Below are 17745 nucleotides of genomic sequence, written 5' to 3'. Positions count from 1 at the left end.
TCAACCTGCCTTCATCGCAAGGCCGGTAGCGGCGTCGAAGACGCGCACCGACGACGTAGTGGGAGCGATGACAGCGGTGTCGCCGATAGCCAGCCCGACATCATTGTCGAACACCGTTTTCACAGCCGCCTCGCCCTGGCCGAGATGAACGATGGTGCGCGCACCGATCCGTTCGACAAAGGTCACCGACATTGCGAGGCCCTGCCCATTCTGCACCAACGTCGCCTGTTCAGGCCGGAATCCGTAAAGCACCTCGCCGCGTGCACCACGCATGGCCGCTGCGAGTTCGCCCGGCAGCGGCGGCGTGACGCCCAACGGTCCGAGATCGACGACCAGTCCGCGGTCGCTCTCCGCCGGCCTGCCCTTGAGCAGATTCATGCCCGGCGCACCGATAAAGCGGGCGACGAAGACATTGGCTGGATCGTTGTAGACCTCGAGCGGCGTGCCGACCTGCTGCAAAACCCCATGATCCATGACCGCGATGCGGTCGGCCATGGTCATCGCCTCGAGCTGATCGTGGGTGACATACACCATGGTCTGGCGGAACTGCCGCTGCAGCTGCTTCAGTTCGGTGCGCATGACGGCCCGGAAAGCGGCGTCGACATTGGACAGCGGCTCGTCGAGCAGGAAGATCGCCGGCTCCATGATCGCCGAGCGGCCGATCGCCACCCGTTGCAATATATTGACCGACAGCCTGTCGGCCTTGCGGTCGAGCAGCGGCGAAAGCTGCAGCATCTCGGCGATGGCGCCGACACGGCGATCGATCTCGGCTTTGGCAGCCCCTCGCATTTTTGGTCCATAGGCAAGGTTCTGGCGCACCGTCATATGCGTGAAGATGGCGTAGTTCTGGAACACGAAGCCGACGCCACGCCGGCCCATCGGCACGCCGGCCATGTCGCGGTCGCCAAACAGGATCTTGCCGCCGGTCGGTTCTTCCATGCCGGCGATCATGTTCATCGTAGTCGACTTGCCGCAGCCCGACGGGCCGAGCAGCGCCATGAACTCGCCATCTGATATTGCCAGGTCCATGGTCTTCAGCGCGGTGAAGTCGCCGAATTTCTTGACCAGGTTTTGCAGGTGGATGGCGCTCATGCCGGAACCTCGCGTGCCCGCGCCATGCGCTTCATGGCAAACACCGCGACGATCGACAGCACGACCAAAATGGCCAGCGCGATCGCCGCCACATAGCCCCAGATCAGGTCCTGCGTGGTGAGCTTGTAGATGTAGACCGAGATGGTTTCGGTAGCGACGCCTGGACCGCCGCCGGTCATGATGTAGAGCGTGTCGAAGATCTTGAAGTTCTCGATCACCCGGATCGCCAACGCGATGATGATGATCGTCTTCATCTTCGGCAGCACGATGGTGACGAAGCGCTGCCACGGATTGGCGCCGAGCAGCGTCGCCGCCTTGATCTGGTCCTCCGGCACGCCGACCAGGCCGGCAAGCAGGATAAGGAACATCAGCGGCGTCCATTGCCAGATGTCGGCGACCATCACCGCAATCAGCGCCAGAGTCGGATCCGACAGCCAGGCGATGGTGACGGGAGATCCGGTGAGCGCCGACAAGATGTCGTTCACCGGGCCGCCCGACTGGAACAGCATGAAGAACATGTAGCCGGCCACGGCAGGCACCACCATCATCGGCATCAGCAGGATCGAATAGAAGACGCGCTTGCCCGGGAAATCGTCGGCAAACAGTGTCGCCAGCGCCAGCCCAAGCAGGAATTCCGCCGGCACGCAGACGATCATGACGATGGCCGTACGCTTCAGCGCGCTCCAGAAGCGCGCGTCGGCGGCGAGATCGGTGTAGTTGGCAAAGCTGTTCCACATCGACCAGGCGTTCCACCAGCCGGTGCCCGACAGGGGCGACCAATCGGTGACGCTGATGTAGAGCTGCATCAACAGCGGGAAGGCCGAGATGAACAGCACCAGGATCTGCGCAGGCAATGTCAGCCGGAAACCCAGCCTTGCGCCCTCATCGCGCGAAACCGGCTTTGCTCCGACGGCTTTCACCTCATCCTTGGAAGTCATGACAGTCACCGCGCTCATTGCTTGAGCGCCCCGAATGTCAACCCGCGCACCAGATGGCGTTGGATGGCGATGCCCATGATGACCGGCGGCACGGCCGCGATCAGGCCAAGCGCCGCCTTGGCGCCATAGAGCTGCCCGGTCATCGAGGAGGATAGCGAGGCCATGTAGACCGGGATGGTCACCCATTCGCGCGTCGTCAGAAGCAGCGCGATCAGATAGTCCGACCAGTTGAGGATGAAGACGAAGAGCGCGGCACTGGCCAGCGGCGCGCGCATCATCGGCAGCGTGATGCGGGTGAAGACGCGCAGCCGCGAACAGCCTTCGACAAGCGCTGCCTCCTCGATCTCGCGCGGCATGTCGTCGAAGAAGGTCTTCATCAGCCAGAAGGCGAACGGCAAGGTGACGATGCCGTAGATCAGCGCCAGGCCCCACCAGCTGTCGGTGAAGTTGAGGAAGGCCCACATGATCATCACCGGGATCATGACCGCCATCGGCGGAAAGATCCTGAGCTGGATCAGCGCCAGCGGCAGGTTCTGGCCGGAGCCGAAACGCGACAGCCCATAAGCCGCGGCAGTGCCCGTCGACATGGCGATCACCGTGCCGAAAACCGCCGACAGCAGCGATGCGAGGATCGGCTTCAGCGCGGTACGGTCGAGCGCGACGATCAAATTGTTGGTCGACTCGCCGAAGACGAAACGAAAATTGCTGAGCGTCGGGTTCTTCGGCCACCAGGTCAGGTCGGCGCCGGTCGCCGACCATTCGGCGATCGGCTTGAACGCCATCGATACCATCCACAGGATCGGCACCAGCGTCACCGCCATGGCCGCGAAGATCGCGGCATAGCGGAATATCAGGAAAGGAACGGAACGCTTCATCTGGCGGCTTTGCTGGTGGCGTTGTGGGCGGAGGGAAAAAGCAGGCTCCTCCCCTCCTTCGATGTGATCCAGGGAGATGGATCAGACGATCGGGTCGAGAACTGTCGGCCAGGCCTCCTTGTTGGTCTTGATGGCTTCGAGCAGTTTGTCCTCGCCGGTGCGCCGCACGATCTTCTTCCACTCCGCCTCCGTATCGGCCATCGCCTGCTCCGATGTCTTGGCCTTGGTCAGCGCCGCCATGAGGTTCTCGTCGAGCGCATTGTGGAAGGCTGTCGCGCCGGGATAGTTGATGGTCGGCACGGTGCGCGCCACCGTCTCGCGCACGACGTCCATGTGGTAGGCATGATAGGTCTGGCGCACCAGCGGATCGGAGAAGTCCGAAAGCCGGAACGGGTCCAGATAACCGCCGGGGTTGGCACTCATCCAGGCGTAGATACGGGCCGAGCCCAGCCATTGCAGCAGGAGATAGGCAACCTCCTGGTTCTTCGACTGCGACGAGACCATGCCGGTCAGCGAGAACCACAGCACGGAGCGGCTGATCAGCTTGCCGTCGATCTCGCGGCCTGGCGGCAGCATCGAGCCGATCTTGCCGGTGACGGCCGAATCCTTGTTGCCGGCATTGTCGAGGAATTTCGGCAGGTTGGAGAAGGCGCAGGTCATCGCCGCACCACCCTTGGCGAAGTTGCCGTATTGCTCCGGCCAGCCCCAGGAGATCGCATCCGGCGAATGATGTGCGAGCGAAGCGACATATTCGTTGGTGGCGGCAATGCCTTGCTCGGAATTGATCATCGGCTTGCCGTCATCGCCAAACAGGAATTGGTTGGGCGAAGCCATCGAGACATAGCGCTGGTACCAGTTGGTGTAGCCCCAGCCCTGGTTGCGCAGGTCGGTCGAGCCGAACAGGCCCTTGTCCGGACGCTGGAAGAAGGCGGCGATGTCGCCATGCTGCTTCCAGGTCTTCGGCGGCGCCAGATCGTAGCCGTATTTGTCCTTGAAGGCCTTCTTCTCGGCTTCGTCGCCGAACAAATCGGTGCGGTAGACCCAGGTCTGGAAGTCGCCGTCCAGCGATACGCCATAGTTGGAGCCGCGGTATTTGTTGAGCAGCGACACGCCCTTGGCGCCGTTGACATAGCCGCTGACGGGATCGTCCCATTCGGGCTTGTGCTGCGCGACAAAGTCATCGAGCTTGGCGATGCCGCCGGTTTCGGCGAGGTCGCCGAGGCGGTTCCATTCGGTCGAATAGATGTCGTAGGCCCCACCCTTGGTGGAGATGTCCTGCATCGTCTTGGTGAATTCCTGGCCATTCGGCAAACCGACGATTTCGATCGCGATGCCGGTTTCCTTTTCCCACAGCTCCTTGATCGACGGCGCACCGGCCGGGAACGGCTGCGTGAGCTGGCCGATCGAGCCGTCGGACAGGCCGAGCACGATCTTGGCGGGCGCCTTGCCGGCGCCCTTCAGCGCCTTGGCCGCCTCGATGGCGCGGCCTTCCGGCGTGTCGGCGCCATACTGGTAGCGCTCGGCTCCATCGAAGCCCGTCGGGCCGCCGATCATGCCTGGCGCCAGCGCGTCGGCCGCATAGGCGCGGCCGGGACGAATGAATTGGGGTGCGATACCAGCGGCGGCCATGATCACAACCGCCTTTCCTCCGGATGCCAGCAGCCGGCGCCGCGAGATGCGGATCAAGTCAGACATTGAAACTCCTCCCTCAGGGCCACGTTTCCTCCACGGCCCTTATGAGGGATATTGACGGCAGCATGGCAAGACTGTCAACATCATAAATAATCAAAACACCTCACAACATCGCAATAGGGCAAGGAAATGCACAAAAACGGGATCCATGCATCATGCCGGGTGCTTCAATTTGAGGGCACACGACCCTTCCCGCCCCTGCGCAGCCCTGCCGGACTATTTGATTTAGCGCGGCGGCTTGCGCATGGGCTAAGGGCGGATACATCATTTCCCATCAGAATCGCCGATGGCGGGGAAGCCGTCACCAGCCGATCTGACGCATGCAGGAGATGAAAGACGGTGCGTTCCACCCTGACTGACATAGCCCGGGAAGCCGGCGTCTCGGCCGCCACCGTCGACCGCGTGCTCAACAACCGACCCGGCGTGCGGGCGCGCACGCGCGAAATCGTGCTCGAAATGGCGCAGCGCCTCGGCTACATCGCCGAAGGCCCGAACGGCGCGCCGCCACGGCCTGCGCCCGGCGAGGTCATCCGGCTCGACTTCGCGCTGCCGGCCGGCACCAATTCCTTCATCAAGATGCTGCACCGGCACATCGAGGCACAGGCTCTGGCGCGGCCCGACCTCGATGTCCATATCGCCACCATCGAGGGCTTCAATCCTGACCGGCTCGCCCGCCTGCTGCAGGACCTGCGCGGACAGACGCAAGGCGTCGGCGTTATAGCGCTCGACCATCCGACGGTGCGCGAAGCGATCCGATCCCTGTCGGCCAACGATATCAAGGTGGTGACCATCGCCTCCGACATCCTGCATGTGCCCAGGGTCGCCTATATCGGCATCGACAACCGCGCCGCCGGGCGGCTGGCCGGCTATCTGCTCAACCGCTTCATGGGATCGGGGCATCCGGGCAAGGTGGCGCTGTTCGCCGGCTCGCTGTCCTATCGCGGCCACGAAGAACGCGAGATGGGGTTCCGCCACGTCCTGACCGAGGAATCACCCAACCTGCAGATCGTCGAGATGCGCGAAATGCTCGACGACCGCGAGAAGGCCTATTCGGAGGCATCGGCCCTGCTGGAGCGGCACCCCGATCTTGCCGCGATCTACAATGTCGGCGCCGGCAACACCGGCATCGCCCGCGCGCTCAAGGAGCACGGCCGCGCCCAGTCCATGGTCTTCCTCGGCCACGAGGTGACGGACGGCACCAAGGACCTTCTGCTCGACGGCACGCTCGACGCGGTCATCGACCAGAACCCGCGCGTCGAAGCCCGCGAAGCGCTCAACACTTTGACCCATGCGGTCCGGGGATTGCCCTATGAACTGCACCAGCCAAGGCTGCAGGTGATCTTCAAGGAGAACATCCCTGAGATTTGACGGACCAGACGAACGGGGCAGCGCGGTAAAGCGCCCGCCCCGCTCGATGCTTCCAGTCTATTGGACGGCAGCGATTTCAGCCGCGGCGCCATCGACAAAGCTCTTGTCGACCCATTTTCCGTAGTCGATCGAGCCCTTCAGGAGCCCGGCGCTGGCCATGAATTTCTCCTCGCCCTGCAAGGCGGCGATCGCGTCGTCGGTTAGTTTCGGATCCTGGTGGAACACCCCGTCGGCATAGGTCTTGCGGACGGATTTCTCCGACGACTTGGTCGCCTCCACAAACGTCTTGATCGTCTCGTCCGGATGAGCGTCGGCCCAACGCGAAATCTCGATGTCGACCTTCAGCAGCCGCTTGACCAGATCGGGATATTTCGCCGCGAAGGCGCCGTTGACCGAGATGACGTTCGGCGCGTTCCATTCCGGATGGGTGCTGGTGTCGAACAGCACCCGCGCCTCGCCGGTGTCGACCAGCTTGGCCGCCGTCGAATCCGTCTCGACAATGGCGTCGATATCGCCGCGCAGCAGCGCCGGGCCGGATGCCTCGAAAGGCAGGTTCAGACCTTCGACGTCATTGGTGGTCAGGCCGACGCTGTTCAGTGCCTTGCTGAAGTTCGAATGCCGCACCGTTCCGGTGAGATAGGCGACCTTCTTGCCCCTGAGATCCTGCAGCGTCTTCAACGGCGAGTCGGTTTTGACGACGATGTAGGAACCGCCGGCCTTCACATAGCTCGACAGGCCGATCAGCTTGACGTCGGCGCCGGACGCAGCAACGCGCAGCGCCGGATTGTTGCCGGTATAGGTGAACTCGATGGCGCCGGTCGCCAATGCCGTCGTGGCTTCCGAGCCGCCGTTGAAGGTCACCAGTTCGACCTTGATGCCGTCCTTGGCGAATTCCTTGTCCCACCAGCCGTCCTTCTGGGCGAGGACGAATTTGAGGTGCCCCGGCGCCGTGCTGCCGATGCGGATGATGTCAGGCTTGTCCTGTGCGAAGGCAGGCATGCCGCCAAGGCCGATGACGACGGCAATGGCGCCCTTCAGCAGCAGCCGGCGAATTGCGTCGAATGGAATGTTGGGCATGGGAAAATCCTTCCTGTTTGGAATGATGGGGCCGCTTAAATGAGCGAGGTCTCGGACTGGCCCTTCCAGGCTGTTGCCCAGCGCTCGAACCAGACGAGCAGGTAATTGACGGTCAGGCCGATGACGGTGAGCGTCAGGATGCCGGCATACATGTCGGCCGTTTCCATCATCAGCTGCGAATTCTGGATGAGGAAACCGAGGCCGGATTTGGCCGCCAGCATCTCGGCGCCGATGACCGCGAACAGCGAGGATTTCACCGCCAGCCGAGCGCCGGCGACGATCGAGGGAATGCTGGCCGGCAGGATGACTTTCCGGAACAGGTCGAAGTCGGACGTGCCCATCGAGCGCGCCGCCTTGATGAGCAGCGGATCGACCGATTTGACGCCGCTGATCGTGTTGACGAGGAGAAAGAAAACCGAGGAGTAGAAGGTGATCGCCACCTTCGATTCCTCGCCGATGCCGAGCAGCAGGATAAACACCGGCAGAAGCGCGAATTGCGAGGTGTTGCGCAGCGTCTGCACCAAAAGGTCGGAAACCTTCTCGAACAGCGAATAGCCGCCCCATCAAGAGACCCAGCGGGATGGCGACCACCACGCCGAGTGCGAAGCCGATCGCAGCGCGCTGCAGGCTTATGCCGATATGCTCGATCAGCACGCCCGAGGCGAGCAGCGCCCACCAGGCGACCAGCACCTCGCTCAGCGGCGGAAAGAAGATCCGGTTCAGCCAGCCGAGCCGGGGCGCGATCTCCCACAGCAGGAAGAACAGGCCGAGCAGCGGCAAGCCATAGAGGAATGTGCCGCGGCTCGCTTTCTTGCTCCGGATCTTGGCGTTGGCCTTGATGGCGGGGACCCTGGCGGCGGCTACCGTTTCGCCAGCGCCGGCAAACAGGTGGAGCGCTCCAGCGGAGCCAAACTTCTCGGTCAGATAGGCCATGGGTCCAGTTCCTCAGTGACTGAAGGCTGGCGACAGGGTCCAGTCCTTCTGCGCCTTGTTGACCTCGTCGCGCAGCACGTCCCAGACGCGAGCGCGATATAGATTGAATTCGGCGCTGGCGCGGATGTCGCCGTCGCGCGGCCGTGGCAGGTCGATATCGATGATCTCCTTCACCGCGCCCGGCCGCGCCGTCATCACCACCACCCGGTCGGCGAGGAAGATCGCCTCGTCGATCGAGTGGGTGACGAAAATGACAGTCGTGTTGATCTTGCCCCAGATCCGCAGCAGCTCGCCTTGCAGAAGCTCGCGCGTCTGCTGGTCGAGCGCCGCGAACGGCTCATCCATCAGCAACACTTCCGGGTTGCTGGCCAGCGCACGCGCGATCGCCACACGCTGCTGCATGCCGCCGGACAGCTGGTTGGGAAAACGGTCCTCGAAGCCGGCAAGGCCGAACAGCGACAACAGATGGCGGGCCGTCGCCGTGCGCTCAGCCTTGGCCACGCCGCGCACTTCCAGCGCATATTCGATGTTGGCGAGCGCCGTGCGCCAGGGAAACAGCGCATATTGCTGGAAGACATAGCCGGTCTTCGGGTCGGGCCTGGTGATGCGCCGGCCATCGAGCTTGACGTCGCCGCCGGTCGCCTGCGTCAGCCCGCCAATGATGTCGAGCAGCACCGACTTGCCCGAGCCGCTGGGGCCGACCAGCGTGATGAACTCGCCCTTACGGATCGAGAGGTCAACGCCGTCGAGCACGGTGACGCGGTCGGTCGCCTCGCCATCGACGGTGACGAACTGCCCCGGCTTGAGCTGGAAGGTCTTGCTGATGTCGCTGACGACGATACGGTCCATATCTGTCTCCGATCGGTTCACTGCGCCACGCGGATGCGGTGCGTCGGGTCGAATTCCGAGCCGCCGGCCTTGCCGCGCTTCCAGCCGAGCGCGCGGGCATAGGAGCCAAACAGCTGTCGGGCGTCGGCCTGAGCTTCCGTGATGCCGGTCGGCCCTTCGGCGAACTCGGCCACATAGAGCGCGTCGGTCGGGCAGTAGATCTCGCACAGGAAGCAGGTCTGGCAGTCCTCCTGGCGGGCGATCACCGGCACGCCGCTCTCGGTCGCGTCGAAGACGTTGGCCGGGCACACCTTGACGCAGATGTCGCATTCGACACAGCGCGTGGCCGAGACGATCTCGATCATGACGCCAGCTCCGCCAGCCGCTCAGGCGCGCCTGCGATGCGGAACGCATCCACACCGGTGATGACCAGCCGGTGCGCGAAGGCCGGGCTCTTGCCCGGCAAATCGGTGCGGCGATGCATACCGCGGCTCTCGGTGCGGTGCAGCGCTGCGGCCACGGACCAGCGCCCGGCGGCGGCGATCGAAGCTGCCTCTCGGGTACGGACCCTATCCAGCCCGTCGCCTTGCAGATGGTCGCGCACGTCGCGCCAGACACTCTCCAGCCGCTCGCCGCTTTTCTCCAGGCCTTCGCCGGTGCGGAAGAAATTCTTGTCGAGCGGCGTCACCTCACTGCCCACCGCCTCGATGACTTCGCCTGCCGAGATGTCGACGCGCGGCGATGATGCAGGACGTAATCCAGCCTGGCCAAGCGACTGCACCTCAGTGCGGAATGCCTTGCCGGTCCGGCGCTTGGCATGGGTCGAAGCGCCCTTGCCCGCCCACCAGCCGCTGGCCAGCGCCCAGGACGAATTGACGGCGCCGCCGCCCGACACCGCACCGGTCATGATCTCGCGGCTGGCCGCGTCGCCGGCGACATAGAGGCCGGGTACGCCGGTGGCGCAATCGTCGGAGACGATGTCTATGCCGCCCGTGCCGCGCACCGTGCCTTCGGCGCGCAGGGTGATGCGGAACAGCTCGCTGAAAGGGTCGATGCCGGCGCGGTCATAGGGCACGAAGCAATTCGGCTGGCCCTGGCGCAGCCAGCCCTGCAGCGCTGGTTCGGCCTGATCGAGCCGCGCGTAGACCGGGCCGTCGATCAGCGCGCGCGCCACTTCCTCCTCGCGGTCGCCGATGCCGTTGCGCAACGGCTCGCCGGTCGGCCCGACGATCGGTGAGCCATCTTCGCGATGGAACGACGCCCAGCGGAACGGCAGCCCCTTGTTCAACGAGGAGCCGTAGGGCGCCAGCGTGTATTTGCCGGTGAACTCCATGCCCGACAGGCTGGCGCCGGCCTCCGCCGCCATCAGATAGCCGTCGCCGGTCAGCCCGGTCGCGCCGAGGATGCGCTCGCGGAAAGCGCAGCCACCGGTCGCCAGCACCACCGCGTTGGCGTCGACGCGCCAATCCTGGCCGATCTGCCTGGCGACACCGGCGGCGCCGACGATGGCATCGCCGTCCGACAAAAGTTCGAGCGCGGGATGATGGTCGAGGACGGTGACGCCGTCCAAAAGCACGCGGCGGCGCATGAAGCGCATGTAGTCCGGGCCGCGCAGATTGGCGATGTAGAGCCGGCCGTCATCCTCGCTCGGGAAGGGATAGCCCCATTCGGAAAGCCTGAGCAGGTTGCGGTAGGCGGTGTCAACGCAGCGCAGCATCCAGCGCGGGTCGGCGAGTTCGCCGGTGCGCTGCCAGCGTCGCTCGACCACGGCATGCCTGTTGTCGCCCGGCGGCACGCACCAGGTGCCGGTGTTGGACGGCGCGGTGGCGCCGCTGGTGCCGAGATAGCCCTTGTCGGCCAGCACCACCTTGGCGCCGGCCTCGGCCGCGGCGACTGCTGCCCAAGCTGCCGACGGACCGCCGCCCAGCACCAGCACGTCGGCCTGGAGCAGCAAGCTGTCGGAAGCGGATTTTTGCGGCTTGGGCATGGAGACCTGGCGAATAAAGTCGAAGCAGGCGCTAGGCCGCGCGGGCCGCGCTGGAAGACCACACCGGCTCGTTGCCCGCGCTCCACTTGATGTTGCAGCCGATCGACGGCGCCTGGCTGCCAGTGGGCCTGCCGCCCTCCAGCACCGTATCGACCGCCGCGCGCAGATCGGCACCCGTCACCGGCTTGCCGTTGCCCGGCCGCGCATCGTCGAACTGGCCGTGATAGGCGAGCCGCCGGTCAGTGCCGAACAGGAAGAAGTCGGGCGTGCAAGCCGCGCCATAGGCTTTCGCCGTCTGCTGCGACGCATCCTTGAGATAGGGGAAGGAATAGCCGAATTTTTCGGCCTCCTCGCCGATATGGGCGAGCGTCTCCTCCGGATGCGCCTCGTGGTCGTTGGCGTTGATCGCCACCACCTGCAGCCCCTTGCCCGCATAATCCCTGGCGAAAGCGGCAAGCTGCTCGCGGATCAGCACGACGAACGGGCAGCGGTTGGAGATGAAAGCGACGAGCAAGGCCGGCTTGGCGTCGAAATCGGCAAGGCGGTGCAGCACACCTTGCGCGTCGGGCAGCAGGAAGTCGGCGGCCCTGGTGCCGAGGTCGATCGGATTGGACTCTGTTTTCGGCATCGATGCGCTCCCTTGTGCAACCATTTTCACAGGCCAAGGTGCGAGTGCTTCGAGCGTTCGCAGTTAGTCTATGAATTTAGTATAATTATAGTCTGGAGAGCGCATTCACGGTCAACCGCGCGGCTTAGAATATCGTGCCAATGTTTCAGGCCGAGCCGCCAAGTTTGTTCGGGCGGAAGCCGATCCGGAGAAATCCGGACGGACAGCATTTATCAAGCGCAACGGGGTTCCGCGACGAAATTGGTACTGCCCAGCCGAACCGTCTTGCGATTTTCGCGACGTCATTCCCCTTCCGGATAGAGCGCTTTCGCCAGGTCGCGGATCGCATCCGATGTGCGCGGGCCGAAGCCGATCATGTAGGCGCCGTCGAGCACGACCAGCGCCTTGTTGGCCGCCGCCGGCGTTGCCGCCAGCGCGCGGTTGCCGAACACCAGCTCGGCCGTCGGCCCGCCCTTGCCGTCGCTCATCATCAGGATGACGTCAGGCGCCATCTCGATCAGTTTTTCCTCCGACGCCGCCTTGTAGCCCTGTACGATGTCCATAGGGTTGAGGCCGCCGGCATAGCGGATGATGGCGTCGGCAGAAGTACCCGCGCCGGCAGCGCTAAGACGTACCAGGCCATGGAAGAACACCACCTTCTTGCGCCGCTCCGGCGGAATTTGCGACGCCAGATCCGCGGCAGCCTGAAAGGCGGTGAGCACCTCGGCGGAAACCGCCTTGCCCTTGTCCTCGAGCCCAAGGCTGGCGGCGATCAACGTGATCTTGTGCTCGATGCCTTGCGGGCTGTTGTCCTGCGGGACCAAGACGATCGGGATTGCCAGCGACTTCAGCACCTCGACCGCTTCAGGAGGCCCGCTGTCTTCTGCGGCCAGGATCAGGTCGGGACGCAGGCTGGCCAGCCCCTCGACCGAAAGCTGGCGGCGGTAGCCGACATTGGGTTTTTGCGCGACTTCAGGCGGATATTTGCTGCCGCGATCGATAGCGACGATTCGCCCGCCGGCGCCCAGCGCGTGGACGATCTCGGTGACGTCGGAACCGAGCGTCACGATCCGGGTCGCCGCGCCCGGCACGACGGTTCGTCCCAGCGCATCGACAACGGTCTCGGCGGCCAGCGCCTTGAAGCCGCAGGAAGGCGCCAGCACCGACAAGTGCCAGAAGCAGCACCGCCGCGATCCTGCCCGGTTGCGACCAGTGGGTCGTCTTGCCTTCGCCTAAACTGCCGACCATGCCGCTGTTCCCGTGCCAGATGCTTCTCGAGGATGGTCGGCTATAAATTTAAAGTTGACTTATGTCATCATGTTTTAATATGTGACCCGTGCCCTGACCTGCCTGGTCGAGGGATTTTCAATCATGCCAGCCAAGGCCGCTCAGCCACCGCCAGCAGTTTTGCTTTTGCTTGGGGGCTGCATGACAACGACAACAAACACGACATCGATGGCGAGCACGGCGCTCGCCTTCGTGCTCGGCCTCTGCGCCGTGCCTCTTGCCAGCGCGCAGGAACAGGACCGGGAGAAAAAGGCCGCCGCCAAGACCGGCCGCCTGGCGCCGGCCAGTGTCGCGCAGAACCAGCCGGCGACGATGCTCGACGTGATCACCATCTCGGCAACGATGATCAAAACGGCGGTGATCGAATCGATGGCCGCCATCAGCGCCGTCGATCAGGACGAACTTGACCGCATCCAGCCCGACACAGCCGCCGACATCTTCCGCGCCACACCGGGCGTCGCTGCCTCGATGAATGGCGACGATCCCGCAACCGCCATCAACATCCGCGGCCTGGAGCAATATGGCCGCGTCGTCGTCACCCTCGACGGCGCCCGCCAGGACTACTGGCGCGTCGGTCATGGCTCTGGCTCGTTCTATGTCGAACCCGACCTGATCAAGGAAGCCACCGTCATTCGCGGTCCGGTGTCGAATGCCTATGGTTCCGGCGGCATCGGCGGCGTCGTCTCCTTCGAGACCAAGGATGCCGGCGATTTCCTCAAGAAGGATGAGCGCTGGGCGCTGAGCGAGAAGCTCGGCTACGAGGACAATGGCGACGGCTTCACCACCAGCACCACCGGTGCCTACCGCTTCAGCGACGATGCCGATATCATCGGCAACCTCATCTACCGCGACCGCGACAGCTACACCGATGGCAATGGCGACACCGTGCCATGGACCGGCGAGCGGGTGACCAGCGGCTATCTGAAGGCGACGTTGCGGCCGGCCGATGGCCATGAGCTGAAGCTCGGCGCCATCCTGCAGCGCTACAACGACCAGATCACCGGATCGAGCGGCTCGACCTCGCCGACCCTGAGCCGCTATGACACCGACACCACCAACCAGACCTACACCGCCGCTTACACCTGGAAGCCCGACGACAACGCGCTGATCGACTTCAGCGCCAATGCCTATCACAACCGCACCCGCGCCGAGCAGACTCAGGTCTGGCCGACCTCGGCGATCGGCAATTTCCGCTTCTACGACGTGGCCACGACAGGTTTCAATGTGAAGAACTCCTCGCGGTTCGACGTCTGGGGACTAGCACATACGCTGACCTACGGACTCGACTACTACTATCTCGAGGCCTCCTCGGAAGCGGCGCATTTCGGCGCTGGCCAACAGCAGGGTTATGGCGGCTTCCTGCAGTGGCAGGGCGATTACGAGGATTGGCTGCAGGTCATCGCGGCGATGCGCTATGACGGTTACCAGCTCGATGGCGAGACGCGCATCCCGTCACCGCAGGAAGCCTCGATCTCCGGCGATCGTTGGTCGCCGCGCCTCACCGTCGGCGTCACGCCATTCGATGGCTTCCAGCTCTATGGCACCTATTCCGAAGGCTACCGGGCGCCGGGTCTGCAGGATGTCTTCCGTGGCGGCGGCGCGCATGGCGGCGGTGATACATATCGGCCCAATCTTCTGCTGCAGCCCGAGACGGCAAAGAACTGGGAGGCCGGCGTCAACGTGAAATATGACGATGTGCTGACGGCGGGTGATCGGCTGCGCGCCAAGGTCAACGTTTTCCACACTGACGTCGAGGACTACATCGACGTCGACCTCACCGTGCTGCCGCGCACGGCAATCAACATCGGCGACGCACGCCTGAAGGGCGTAGAGGCCGAGATGGTTTATGATTATGGCTGGGGTTTCGTGAACTTCTCCGGCGCGCTGATCGACGCCAAGGTCGTCAGCGGCGTCTATTCCGGCCAGGCGTTGAACAACACGCCGCTCGACCGCTTCTCGGCCACGATCGGCTTCCGCATGCTGGAGGACCAGCTCACCGTCGGCGCGCAATATCTCAGCGTCGGCAAGATCACCCGCACCAGCCGCACCAATCCCAACGCCGTGCCGGTCGTCGATGACGGTTTCGATCTGGTCAATGTCTTCGCCAACTGGCGCGTCAACGACAACCTCAAGCTCGATTTCGGCGTCGATAACATATTCAACACCGCCTACACCGATCCGCAAAGCGCATGGTCGACCTCGGCGGCAACAGAACAGGGCAAGGGCCGCACCTTCAAGGTGGCCCTCACCGGCAGGATGGGAGGCTGACAATGAACGAAGCATCGGTGCGTGAACTGGCCTGCGAGGCACGGCTCAACCTGCGGCGTCTGCCGGACTACATGGACAGCATCTCCGACAGGCTGCGGAGCTTCGAGGCCGATGCTTCGCATCAGGGACAGCGCATCGATTTCCGCTTTGCCTTCGGCGGCGCCTCGTTCGACATGGAGCGGCTGGTGATGCGGGCCAATGCTGCCGACCGCGACGGGCTCGCCCGTATCAAGGACCTGCTCGCCACAGCCGTACAGGTCTACGCCAAGGAGGAAAACCCCGAGATCGTCTGGACCGGCGATCTCTCAGGCGAAACCAGCCTCGCCCAGTTCCGCGAGATGGTGGTGACCGATGTTCGCGACCTCACTCCGAATATGCGCCGCATTCGTCTGGCCGGCGAGAACCTCTCGCGCTTCGCCAAGTTCGGCGGCATGCATATCCGCATGCTGTTTCCGACCAGGGACGTCCCCGATCCGCTGTGGCCGGTGCTGGGCGGCAATGGCTTACCGGTCTGGCCCACCGACGACCGGCGCCCGGTGGCGCGCGTCTACACCATCCGCGCGCTCGACGTGGAAAAGGGCATCATCGATGTCGACTTCCTGATCCATCCCGGCGAGAGCGTCGGCTCCGCCTGGGCCATGCAGGCCGCGCCCAGCATGAAGGTTGGCATCATGGGCCCGGTCGGCCGTCCGGTGCGGCAGGCAGAATGGTACGTCATGGGCGCCGACGAAACCGGCTTGCCGGCGCTGGCTCGGCTGCTGGAGACGCTACCGGCCGGGACAAAAGGCGTCGCCTTCGTCGAGATCGCCAATGATGGTGAAAGACAAGCGATCAACAATGGCACGGGCATCGAGGTTCATTGGCTGACACGGGATGGCGTGGCGGCGGGCGAGGACAGACTGCTGGCCGAGGCTGTCCGCTCGGTGGCGTGGCCGCAGGACGGTTCGGCCTTCGGCTGGTTCGCGGCGGAAGCCGCTGCCGCCAAGATCGTGCGCGAATGTTGGCGCGACACGCTGGGGCTTGGTCGCGATCAAACGCTGGCGGCGGCCTATTGGCGGCGTGGCTCTGCCGGATTGATGGCGGGGTGAACTCTGATGATCGGCCCGCGGTCTTTGCCGATGCCGATATCAATCTGATCACCGGAGACAAGGTTCGAAATATCGCACACCACCAGCGGCATGCGGATGTCATAAAGAAATTCGGCAACGATGGCACCGACCGCCAGGATCGGGTCCGGCCGCTCCAGAAGAATACCGGCCGGCGCCGTGCCCCTGCGGATCGCCTCGGCCAGGACCGAGGATGAAGACGACGAGCCGCGCCCGCTCGGCATGACCAAAATCCTGCCGGCGACATTTCGGCCGAGGCCGGGGTGCGAATGGTCTGTTATCTCGCCGGTCTCGGCATCGATACCGCCCCAGAAGCTGAGCGGTTGCGAAAACACCAGCGCCTGACCCTCAGCGTCACCGGCCAGCTGGAAAGTGCCGGTTCGTTCCACCGGTCGCGTCATGACGCGCTCCGCACAACATGCCCGGCCGCAGCAGAGCGGATGCAATCCCGCATCTCGGCAAAGGCGACGGACACACCGATATTGCCGGGTGCGTAGTGCGCCCATTTGCCGGAATTGGTCATCACCACGCCATCGAGGCGTTCCAGGATCGATGTGACATAGGTGCAGGTATCGGCGACCGGGATCAGGCCGAACGCCTCCATACCGGCCAGCGCGCCCTCCTCCTGCAATCGCGTCAGCGTCGCGCGGCCGGTGTTGACATAGATCGGAATGCGCCTACCCGGTGCTGCCTCGCGCAGCAACGGCAACAGTCGCATCCATTCCTCATGCGAAAAATGCGGCGTGCCGAGCGACACGGCCGCCAGCGGCGCACCGTCGGGCACGGTCGACAGCCTGGCCAGCGCATGGTCGATATCGGCGCGGGTAATGCGGATCGTCTCGTCAGGCGCATGACCCTGGAACACCTCATCAAGCGTCATCGCTTCCGGCGTGATGCCGACCGCATGGAACAGCGCCACAGCACCGGTCGTTGCCGCCGCCGCCCCCAGCGCCTTCAGCTGGTCCTCGTCGCGCGGCCGCGGCAGGCCGGCAATCACCGAAACGCGGTCGCCGCTCGCTTGCCCAATCAATAGCCCGACGCCGACGAAAAGGCTGTCGCTCGGCTCGCTGTCCGGAACATCCAGCTCGAACAGGATCCGACCACGCCGGTTCTCGCTCAGATGCAGCCCCCAGGCCGGCGCGCGTCCGGTCATGGCGCAGCACAGATCGATGAAATCGCCATAGCGGTTGGTCCGCGCGCCGATCACCGAATTGGCAAAGACGATGGCGTTGGATTCCCCCCAGGCGATCTGTTGGCCAAAGCTTGGCCGGAACCGCGTCTGGTAAGGCGCGCAAGTGAAAGTCGCCTGGCAGCCGAGCTCCAGATGCGCTTTCATCAGCCGCCGCGCCGGCACCTCTTCCGCCGCTGGCATTTTCACCATGCCGGGATGGATGAGATCGAACGAACCGACATTGAGCGTCGTCGGCACCTGCACGCGGCCACCGCCTTCGACCAGCCGCTCGACGAAGTCGAGACCGGCCTTGCCGTGGTAGAGACAGCCATCGATATGGGCGCCGGCAATGTCGAGCAGGCTGCCCGCCCCGATCGCGTTGGAAAAGGCGACCAGGATTTTCATGGCAGCAGCCGCTGACAGGCCATGCTCGCCGTCGAGCATGGATCGGTCGCGTGCAGTCAGTTCCAGGGTCATCGGTATGCTCCGGGTCGTGCCCGTCTATGCTGTCCCTGA

Annotated in this window: 15 protein-coding genes and 1 pseudogene; 3 read left to right on the top strand and 13 right to left on the bottom strand. The window is 64.1% G+C overall.

The features are described from left to right. From A9K65_RS16370 to A9K65_RS16355, 4 genes are all read right to left on the bottom strand, one after another. On the bottom strand, positions 1–1092 hold the full coding sequence (locus A9K65_RS16370) for an ABC transporter ATP-binding protein (RefSeq protein ID WP_064993884.1): 1092 nt from the start codon (positions 1090–1092) through the stop codon (positions 1–3). Next, entirely contained in the window at positions 1089–2048 is a 960-nt protein-coding gene (locus A9K65_RS16365) for a sugar ABC transporter permease (RefSeq protein WP_013530822.1), read from the bottom strand. The genes A9K65_RS16370 and A9K65_RS16365 overlap by 4 nt, the downstream gene beginning before the upstream one ends. Next, positions 2045–2905 carry a carbohydrate ABC transporter permease gene (locus A9K65_RS16360; RefSeq protein ID WP_064993885.1) on the bottom strand — a complete coding sequence of 287 codons (861 nt, stop codon included), beginning with the start codon at positions 2903–2905 and terminating at the stop codon, positions 2045–2047. The genes A9K65_RS16365 and A9K65_RS16360 overlap by 4 nt, the downstream gene beginning before the upstream one ends. 81 nt (positions 2906–2986) lie before the next feature. Then, positions 2987–4600, bottom strand: coding sequence for an extracellular solute-binding protein (locus A9K65_RS16355; protein WP_064993886.1), 1614 nt, complete (start codon positions 4598–4600; stop codon positions 2987–2989). Between the two features lie 336 nt (positions 4601–4936). Here A9K65_RS16355 and A9K65_RS16350 point away from each other — a divergent pair, with 336 nt between their 5' ends. Then, the gene (locus A9K65_RS16350; RefSeq protein WP_013530819.1) at positions 4937–5965 is read left to right on the top strand and encodes a LacI family DNA-binding transcriptional regulator; all 1029 of its coding nucleotides are present in this window, start codon (positions 4937–4939) and stop codon (positions 5963–5965) included. A 57-nt stretch (positions 5966–6022) separates the two neighbouring features. Here the strand turns inward: A9K65_RS16350 and A9K65_RS16345 are convergent, their stop codons facing one another. The 7 genes and pseudogenes from A9K65_RS16345 to A9K65_RS16315 all read right to left on the bottom strand — a co-directional run bounded on the left by A9K65_RS16345 (position 6023) and on the right by A9K65_RS16315 (position 12560). Continuing rightward, a complete protein-coding gene (locus A9K65_RS16345) occupies positions 6023–7042 on the bottom strand; it encodes an aliphatic sulfonate ABC transporter substrate-binding protein (protein WP_064993887.1) in 1020 nt (339 codons plus the stop codon). A 35-nt stretch (positions 7043–7077) separates the two neighbouring features. Then, positions 7078–7975: pseudogene (locus A9K65_RS16340) on the bottom strand (ABC transporter permease). 12 nt (positions 7976–7987) lie between these two features. Beyond that, positions 7988–8824 (bottom strand): ABC transporter ATP-binding protein, encoded by an 837-nt coding sequence (locus A9K65_RS16335; protein ID WP_013530817.1) that lies wholly within the window; start codon positions 8822–8824, stop codon positions 7988–7990. 17 nt (positions 8825–8841) lie between these two features. Next, complete coding sequence (locus A9K65_RS16330) at positions 8842–9168, bottom strand: ferredoxin family protein (protein WP_013530816.1); 327 nt, start codon at positions 9166–9168, stop codon at positions 8842–8844. After that, positions 9165–10790, bottom strand: coding sequence for an FAD-binding protein (locus A9K65_RS16325; RefSeq protein WP_064993888.1), 1626 nt, complete (start codon positions 10788–10790; stop codon positions 9165–9167). The genes A9K65_RS16330 and A9K65_RS16325 overlap by 4 nt, the downstream gene beginning before the upstream one ends. A 31-nt stretch (positions 10791–10821) precedes the next feature. Then, a complete protein-coding gene (locus tag A9K65_RS16320) occupies positions 10822–11418 on the bottom strand; it encodes a thioredoxin family protein (protein WP_064993889.1) in 597 nt (198 codons plus the stop codon). 281 nt (positions 11419–11699) lie between these two features. Next, positions 11700–12560, bottom strand: coding sequence for an ABC transporter substrate-binding protein (locus A9K65_RS16315; protein WP_245321815.1), 861 nt, complete (start codon positions 12558–12560; stop codon positions 11700–11702). A gap of 265 nt (positions 12561–12825) precedes the next feature. On the opposite strand from A9K65_RS16315, the gene A9K65_RS16310 reads away from it, so the two are divergent. Next, the gene (locus A9K65_RS16310; RefSeq protein ID WP_064993890.1) at positions 12826–14952 is read left to right on the top strand and encodes a TonB-dependent hemoglobin/transferrin/lactoferrin family receptor; all 2127 of its coding nucleotides are present in this window, start codon (positions 12826–12828) and stop codon (positions 14950–14952) included. Positions 14953–14954: 2 nt separating this feature from the next. After that, positions 14955–16040: a siderophore-interacting protein gene (locus A9K65_RS16305; protein WP_032807968.1), complete on the top strand. Its 1086-nt coding sequence runs from the start codon at positions 14955–14957 to the stop codon at positions 16038–16040. Here A9K65_RS16305 and A9K65_RS16300 read toward each other — a convergent pair. Together A9K65_RS16300 and A9K65_RS16295 are read right to left on the bottom strand one after the other, a co-directional pair. Beyond that, a complete protein-coding gene (locus A9K65_RS16300; RefSeq protein ID WP_013530810.1) occupies positions 16001–16459 on the bottom strand; it encodes a DUF126 domain-containing protein in 459 nt (152 codons plus the stop codon). The genes A9K65_RS16305 and A9K65_RS16300 overlap by 40 nt on opposite strands. Then, entirely contained in the window at positions 16456–17706 is a 1251-nt protein-coding gene (locus A9K65_RS16295; RefSeq protein ID WP_064993891.1) for an aconitase X, read from the bottom strand. Before A9K65_RS16295 ends, A9K65_RS16300 begins: the two co-directional genes overlap by 4 nt. Positions 17707–17745: the final 39 nt, after the last annotated feature.

Origin of the sequence: Mesorhizobium sp. WSM1497 (assembly GCF_001672455.2) — a bacterium.
Lineage (GTDB): Bacteria > Pseudomonadota > Alphaproteobacteria > Rhizobiales > Rhizobiaceae > Mesorhizobium > Mesorhizobium ciceri.
The sequence above is the reverse complement of the archived record's forward strand: the minus strand, read 5'-3'. Positions and strand labels throughout refer to the sequence as shown.